7 protein-coding genes are annotated in these 7638 nt (G+C 54.8%); 1 reads left to right on the top strand and 6 read right to left on the bottom strand.

What is annotated here, in order from left to right:
- The 6 genes from ACHZBF_RS02585 to ACHZBF_RS02560 all read right to left on the bottom strand — a co-directional run.
- A partial coding sequence (locus ACHZBF_RS02585) for a class II fructose-bisphosphate aldolase (RefSeq protein WP_321527568.1) occupies positions 1 to 878 on the bottom strand: 878 nt, incomplete at its 3' end.
- Between the two features lie 29 nt (positions 879 to 907).
- Complete coding sequence (locus ACHZBF_RS02580) at positions 908 to 3262, bottom strand: nitric oxide reductase activation protein NorD (RefSeq protein ID WP_321527567.1); 2355 nt, start codon at positions 3260 to 3262, stop codon at positions 908 to 910.
- A gap of 94 nt (positions 3263 to 3356) precedes the next feature.
- Positions 3357 to 4172, bottom strand: a complete 816-nt coding sequence (locus ACHZBF_RS02575) for a CbbQ/NirQ/NorQ/GpvN family protein (protein WP_321527566.1) — start codon at positions 4170 to 4172, stop codon at positions 3357 to 3359.
- A 40-nt stretch (positions 4173 to 4212) separates the two neighbouring features.
- Positions 4213 to 4524 carry a hypothetical protein gene (locus ACHZBF_RS02570; protein ID WP_029133839.1) on the bottom strand — a complete coding sequence of 104 codons (312 nt, stop codon included), beginning with the start codon at positions 4522 to 4524 and terminating at the stop codon, positions 4213 to 4215.
- An 85-nt stretch (positions 4525 to 4609) separates the two neighbouring features.
- Complete coding sequence (locus ACHZBF_RS02565) at positions 4610 to 4966, bottom strand: ribulose bisphosphate carboxylase small subunit (protein WP_029133840.1); 357 nt, start codon at positions 4964 to 4966, stop codon at positions 4610 to 4612.
- A 54-nt stretch (positions 4967 to 5020) separates the two neighbouring features.
- The gene (locus ACHZBF_RS02560; protein ID WP_029133841.1) at positions 5021 to 6439 is read right to left on the bottom strand and encodes a form I ribulose bisphosphate carboxylase large subunit; all 1419 of its coding nucleotides are present in this window, start codon (positions 6437 to 6439) and stop codon (positions 5021 to 5023) included.
- Between the two features lie 199 nt (positions 6440 to 6638).
- On the opposite strand from ACHZBF_RS02560, the gene ACHZBF_RS02555 reads away from it, so the two are divergent.
- Positions 6639 to 7550, top strand: coding sequence for a LysR family transcriptional regulator (locus ACHZBF_RS02555; RefSeq protein ID WP_037375406.1), 912 nt, complete (start codon positions 6639 to 6641; stop codon positions 7548 to 7550).
- Positions 7551 to 7638 lie beyond the last annotated feature (88 nt).

Below are 7638 nucleotides of genomic sequence, written 5' to 3'. Positions count from 1 at the left end.
GGCCGACACTGGGTCAGCACCTCGGCAGCGCGACCGGCAGAGCCCCAAAGACGAAGGCAGCGCTCAACCTCTTCGCCAACAGCCTCCTTAACATCCCGTTTGAGCTCTATGAAGCTGCCATCGGGGTTCGCCTTGGTTCGTCTGCGCATCGCTTCGGCAGCAACATCGGAGAGCGCTGTGTAATAGTTGATCTTGGCTACACCCATCGAGGGCAATTTTCTGAACTGTTCTTCATTCAATCCGCTGCCACCATGAATCACCAGTGGGACATCAACCGCCTGGTTGATCAACTTGAGGCGTTGGAAATCGAGCTTTGCCCGCCCCTTCATCCGCCCCTGTACGGTACCGATCGATACGGCAAGAAAATCCACATTCGTGCGTTCAACATAGGCCTTCGCCTCCGCAGGCACGGTAAAGGCCGCTTCACCGGGATGCAGCAGCGCCCCTTCACCTTCATAACCGGCAACGTAACCCACTTCACCGGTAACAGGGACACCGCATCGATGAGCCATATCGACCACTGCGCGGGTTGTAGTGATATTGTCGGGTAACTCCTGACGGGAGGCATCCAGCATCACTCCGTTGCAACCCCGGTTGATCGCACTGATGGCCGATGCCAGGCTGCTGCCATGATCCAGTTGAATAGCCACCGGTACCGATGCACGCTGGGCCGCCGCCTCAACCGCCGGCAGCAACAGTTCATAGTCATAATGCTCGAAATGGGGCTCGGCAATACTCAGGACTATCGATGCACGGCAGGACTCGGCAGCACCAATAACTGCCTCGAGAAAATCGAGACTGACGAGATCAAAGGCACCCACTGCATAATTGTGCTTGTAGGCGTGATAGATCATGTCACGCATGTTAACCAGTGCCATATGAGTTCACTCTCCTTCTCAACCCGATCTTACGATGTCAAGCTTGCGAACAGTGTCGGCAGCTTCTCTGGAAGCCTGTCGACATGATCGATAATGGTGTAGTTGTTTGCGCCAAATATCCTTTTTACGTATCCATCGGCATGGGGATCCAGGGTAAGACAATAGGTGAGTACCCCCGTGCCGTATAACTCCTCGACCGCCTTTTTGGTATCGTGGCGCAGGTGTTGCGGATCGCGCTCATCGATATCCGCCGGCTCACCATCGGTCACCAGCAGGATAAGTTTTCGCCGCTCGGGCTGCTTCAACAGATGATGACCGGCATGGCGCAGCGCCGCACCCATGCGAGTGGAGAGCCCGCCTTTCATGCCCGACAGCCGGGCTTTAGCCTCATCGTCAAAGTGCTGGTTAAAATCCTTGAAACGATAATACTGCACATCATGACGCCCATCGGAGGCGAAACCGTGGAGGGCGAATGGATCACCAATACCGTTGATGGCAGTCGACACCAGGGTTGCCGCCTCACGGGTCAGCTGCAACACGCTTTTATCCGACCCCGCCATCGCCTCGTTGGTGGATTCCGACAAATCCATCAGGACGACCACGGACAGATCACGACTCTTTACCACATTTCGCATGGTAATGCGCGGGTTCGGCTGTTCACCCATGCGTAACGAGATCATTGCATCAACAGCCGCATTGATATCGATCTCATCGCCATCCTCCAGGCCACGCACCCGCTGCACCCCCTCCGGCGTCAACAGATCGATAATCTGCTTGATGCGGTGTGCCACCGGCTTGTACTCGGAAAGAATATGGTCAATTTCCGCCGGATCACCTTTCGGCTGCCGGCGCTCATAGACGGTTGCCCAGTCCGGGCGATGCAACTGAATCTGGTAGTCCCACTCCGGATAGTGAAAAGGAGCGGATACCGGCTCCTTCCCCCACATCTGGTTGAAGCTTTTGGTGTTATCGGTCAGATCATCTTCATAGGGGCGCATCTCGGTAGCACAGGTCCAGATCTCCTGGGCATCATCACCGGCCAGCTCACAGTCAACCTCATTGGCCATTTCCATGACGCTGACGGTTTTACGCACCTGCCGCTGGCTGGCCGGAACATATTCCGATCCAGCATTCCAGTCAAACTCCTCAAACTCCCAGACATAGCGATTGTCATCACGGTAAGGGATGCGAATGCGTTCCAGGATACGCAAACTGGGCACTGCCTTGCGGCTTGAGAACAGGTTGAACAGCTCCAGCCCCATATGCCAGGAAAACTGATTATCATCCTGGCGCTGCTCGATTTCACTGTGGAAATTCACGACAAACCGGTTCAACTCCACATCATCCGATGTGACCGAATCATCGAGCAGCATCAGCGCGACATGTTCCAGCACGGGCATCGTCGGATGCTCCGGTGTTTCATCGCCCGCCACCTTCAACACCGCTGACCAGAGACGCCTCAATCCCGGGAAATCGTTCACCGCCTTGTATTCAATCCGGGCATCTTCCAGCAAGCCGATAAAAAACATCTGCGCCGGGCTCAACTGCTCTGCCGAAATGGGTGATGACGTATAGCACATGTGTGCCGCCATATGTGCCGCGGTGGCGCGGAACAGTTCAAGACCGGAAAGTTTCTCGCCATCCGTCCCGATATCATCCACCGCGTCCGGCAGATGCAGAATACGATGCTCGATATAAGGCCTGAAGTCGGTATAGTCCGCCCCGGATGGCCGCAGAAAAAAATCACGCCCCCACAGGGCACGCAGATAAAAATTGAGTTTCCGCTGTACCTTGCCCAGCAGGACGCCCCGGCGCTCCTTCTGCAGCATCGCCCTGGAGTCGGCCGACTCGAGATTGAAATAGGAGGTAAGATTGGCAAAGTCACGACGGTAGGCCTGGGCGCCAAAATTGGCCCAGCGACGCAGACCACTCAGGGTGAGTTTCGATAACAGCTCATCGATATGGTTCAGCATCGGGCGCAGGCCGCGGGCCGCAGTGGATGCAAGCTGGTGAATAAAGGTCAGATAGCCACGCAGCAACTCGGCATCACCCAGATTTCTTGCGGCACTGGGCAGACTGCTGAAAAGCAGGGAGATCACTTCTCCTGATGTCATCGATGACAACTTCATCGCCGCCGTGAGTATGTCCGGAATAATATCCTCGCCACACTCTTTGACGACCTGGGGTATCTCCTGCAGATAGGTGACTACCAGATCACTACCGCGCCCCAGGTTGCACAGTGACCGGGCTCCATCCATATAATCTTCCAGCCCGGCCGGCGACATGATTCGCGCGGCCTCGTGGAATGTACCCTCCAGTACATCGCGTACAACCGGAGCCGTTTCTTGCAGAAACGCTTCGTAATCTTCGAGCTTGATACTCATAGATAAAATACCCTTGGCGCAAGGATCGACAACTTTTCCAGCCTAAATACCTGCTAGAGGTTAAGACTGTTCGGCAATACCGCGCTCATCTATCTTATCCAAAGAAAGTCTGTACCGCGGCGCCTAACGTATCCCGTATATCCGGATCATCGGTCAACGGTGTCACCATGGTCATGCTGCAGGCGGCGTCCGCTGAAATACCCTTTGCGATCAACTGCCCGGCATAGACCAGCAGTCGGGTGGAGATACCTTCATCCAGACCGTGTCCCTTCAGGTTGCGCGCACGATGTGCAATCTGTACCAGCTTCTCTGCTGTCGCCTTGTCGACACCTGATTCCCTAGCCACGATGGTCACCTCTATCGCTTCCGCAGGGTAGTCGAAGTCCAAACCACCAAAGCGCTGCTTGGTCGACTGCTTAAGGTCTTTCATCAGGCTCTGGTAACCGGGATTGTAGGAAATCACTAACTGGAAATCGGGGTGCGCCGTGATCAACTCACCTTTCTTGTCCAACGGCAGACTGCGCCGGTGATCAGTCAATGGATGAATAACCACCGTGGTGTCCTGACGCGCCTCTACCACCTCATCCAGATAACAGATGGCGCCAATCCGCGCAGCGGTTGTCAATGGACCGTCCTGCCATTTGGTTCCATCCTTATCCAGCAGGAAGCGCCCTACCAGGTCCGAGGCCGTCATGTCTTCGTTACAGGCAACAGTAATCAGTGGCCGGCCCAGTCTATGGGCCATGTACTCGACAAAACGTGACTTGCCACATCCCGTGGGTCCCTTCAACATCATCGGCATGCGAACACTGTAGGCCGCCTCATAGCGCTCAACTTCATCCGCCACCGGTTCATAATAAGGCTCATCCTTAATAATGTACTGCTCTGGATCTACTCTATTCTCTGACATGACACACCTTCAAAATTGATGTTTCGCTTTATCAATGCAGTTATTTTTCGTTGTCTATCTCAAACTCGCCACTCCAGCCGCTCTCCCTGGCAACTTTCACGGCTTCGCCATGAATCTTCTGGTGGCGATCAAACAGATCTTTCGGCAGTCTACTGACCAGGCAACCGTATTTGTCCCACTCGCAATTGACCTTTTGCAATAAAGCGTCAATGCCGGCCAGGTTCCAGCCGCTACAGGTTTCGCTCTCCGGCAACAACCCGAACACCCAGGCATCACGAATCGTTTTTCCGATCGTTGTCATACCGCCGAACAGATCATTGTCAACACCTACATATGCATTGGGTCTTGCCATTTGCTTTACTCCCTTCAAGAGTCAAAAAGCCCCTGCCCGCAACCTGCCGGACAGGGGCTTTAAACTTACCTGCCGCTTCAGCTGGTTAAACAGACTGACCGCGGTAGATAACCATTGAAGCACCTGCAGACTGTGCGAAGTTGTCAAAGCCCATCAGACGTACATGGTTGCCCGGGTGCGCCTTGTGGCAGGCCTCGCACTCGGCCAGGATGACGTCAACGTCGGTTTCACCAAACATCGGCAGCTTCCACATGTACCAGTAGTTCTGGAACGCGTTTTCCGGCTCACAGTGTTCGATACCCGGGTTCCAGCCTTTACTGACAATGTATTCGATCTGCTGCCGAATCTGCTCGGGGTTCATCGTCGGCAGGTATGAGAAGGTCTCAAACTTGCGGCTGGAAGCGTCGCTCAGGCTCGACTTGTAATCTTGCATATTGCTCATTTCAATTACTCCAAAACTGTTTTCAAATTCGTTGAAGGCGCAGCGGATATGCGCTTACTTGTGGGCAACATCCAGCTTGTCCACGGTATCAAATTCGAATTTGATCTCTTTCCAGGTCTCCATTGCCGCGGCCAGCTCAGGACTGTGCCGGGCGGCTGTGGTAAGAATGTCCTTGCCCTCTTTTTCAAGCTCACGACCCTGGTTGCGAGCCTCCACACAGGCTTCGACCGCCACGCGGTTGGCCGCGGCACCTGCCGCGTTGCCCCAGGGATGACCCAGCGTGCCGCCACCGAACTGCAGCACGGAGTCATCACCGAAGATGCTCACCAGTGCCGGCATGTGCCACACATGGATACCACCGGATGCCACCGGCATCACACCGGGCATTGAGCCCCAGTCCTGGTCGAAGAAGATACCCCGCGAGCGGTCTTCCTTGATGAAGGAGTCACGCATGATGTCGATCCAGCCCAGGGTTGCGTCGCGATCGCCTTCGAGCTTGCCGACAACCGTTCCCGAGTGCAGGTGGTCGCCACCGGACAGACGCAGGATCTTGGTCAATACACGGAAGTGGATACCGTGGTGGGGATTGCGATCGAGTACCGCATGCATCGCCCGGTGGATGTGCAGCAGCATGCCGTTGTCGCGGCACCACTGCGCCAGGCCGGTGTTGGCCGACAGGCCACCCGTCAGGTAGTCATGCATGATAATCGGCGCACCGATCTCCTTGGCGTATTCCGCCCGTTTCATCATCTCATCGGCCGTGGGTGCAGTAACATTCAGGTAGTGACCCTTACGCTCACCGGTCTCCGCTTCAGCTTTCTGGATCGCCTCCATAACGAAATCGAAGCGATGCTTCCAGCGCATGAACGGCTGGGAGTTGACGTTCTCATCATCCTTGGTAAAGTCCAAACCACCACGCAGTCCTTCATAACAGGCACGGCCATAGTTTTTCGCCGACAGACCCAGCTTGGGTTTGATGGTGCAGCCAAGCAGCGGGCGGCCGTATTTATTCATCAGGTCGCGCTCAACCTGGATGCCCTGAGGAGGCCCATTACAGGTCATTACGTAGGCTATCGGAAAGCGGATGTCCTCCAGGCGCAGGGCGCGCAGGGCCTTGAAGCCGAACACGTTACCGACCAGCGAGGTCAGAACATTGACCACCGAGCCCTCTTCAAAGAGATCGATCGGGTAAGCGATAAAGGCGTAGAAGCAGGTATCGTCACCCGGCACATCCTCAATCGCGTAGGCACGACCCTTGTAGTAATCCAGGTCGGTCAGCAGGTCAGTCCATACCGTGGTCCAGGTGCCGGTAGAGGATTCAGCCGCGACAGCGGCAGCGACTTCTTCGCGGGGCACACCATCCTGGGGAGTGACCTTGAAGCAGGCCAGGATATCGGTATCTTTGGGCGTGTAGTTAGGATCCCAATATGTTTCGCGGTACTCTTTAACACCAGCATCGTACTTTTTTGCCATTGAATTATCCTCAACAGTGACTTCTAAATTGGCGTGAGGATACAGGTCCCCGCGCGGCAAAATTCAAACCCTTTAATCAGCTGTCACTGATCCAGGGGATGCGACAAACTGAACTCGAGAGCCACTATAGTCACCACCGACTATTAATAATAATTATTTTTGGTTATATTTATGATTTACAAAAGTAAATGGTGAAGCCATGCACCTGACAATCCAGCAACTGAGATTATTTGAAGCGGTCACCCGGCTTGGCAGCTACACCCGGGCTGCAGAGGAGCTGCACCTGACACAACCTGCGGTATCCATTCAGATCAAACGACTGGAGTCACAGGCAGGCGTACCCCTGCTTGAACAGGTGGGAAAAAAGATTTTTTCCACCACCGCAGGCGATGTGGTCTACCAGGCCTGCGTCGACATCCTGGCAAGAATCGAGGAGTTGAACCGAACCGTTGATGATCTGAAGGGCGTCGTCAAAGGCCCGCTTCAGGTCTCCGTGGTCACCACTGCCAAATATTTCATGCCGCATCTGCTGGGCATGTTCCTGCAGCAGTATCCGGAGGTCGAACCGAAGCTGAAGTTCACCAACCGCGCCCGGGTGATCGAGCGCCTGATGAACAACGACGATGATTTTGTGGTGATGGGACAGATACCGCAGGATGACAACCTGACCACCTACCCCTTCCTGAACAATATCCTGGGCATTGTCGCCCCGGCCGGTCACCCCCTGGCAAACAAGAAAAACATCACCTTGAAACAGTTAACCAAAGAGCGATTCCTCAAGCGTGAAATTGGCTCAGGGACACGCTTCGTCTTCGATCAACTGCTGGAAGAGAAGGGACTCAAGATCGACCCCTACATGGAACTCGGCAGCAGTGAGGCGCTTAAACAGGCCGTGATGGCCGGCCTGGGGATCGCCGTGTTATCCCTGCACAGTGTGCAACTGGAACGTCAGGCGGAAAAACTAATCGTGCTTGATGTGCAGGGATTCCCCCTGAAACGGCGCTGGTACGCCGTTCATCTGAAAGGCCGCAAGCTGTCACTGGTAGCCCAGACCTTTCTTGACTTCATTCTCAATGAGAGCCATCGCGTGCTGGATATAAAGGATGAATAGGTTACCCGCTGCAACCTATACTTTTGCTCGATCTCACTCGACTGGCCTGCCAGTAAATATATAAATGCCTCCGCGGACTCCCAGGACG

This window comes from Sedimenticola selenatireducens (assembly GCF_963675335.2).
In the GTDB taxonomy this organism is placed as follows: domain Bacteria; phylum Pseudomonadota; class Gammaproteobacteria; order Chromatiales; family Chromatiaceae; genus Sedimenticola; species Sedimenticola selenatireducens.
The sequence above is the reverse complement of the archived record's forward strand: the minus strand, read 5'-3'. Positions and strand labels throughout refer to the sequence as shown.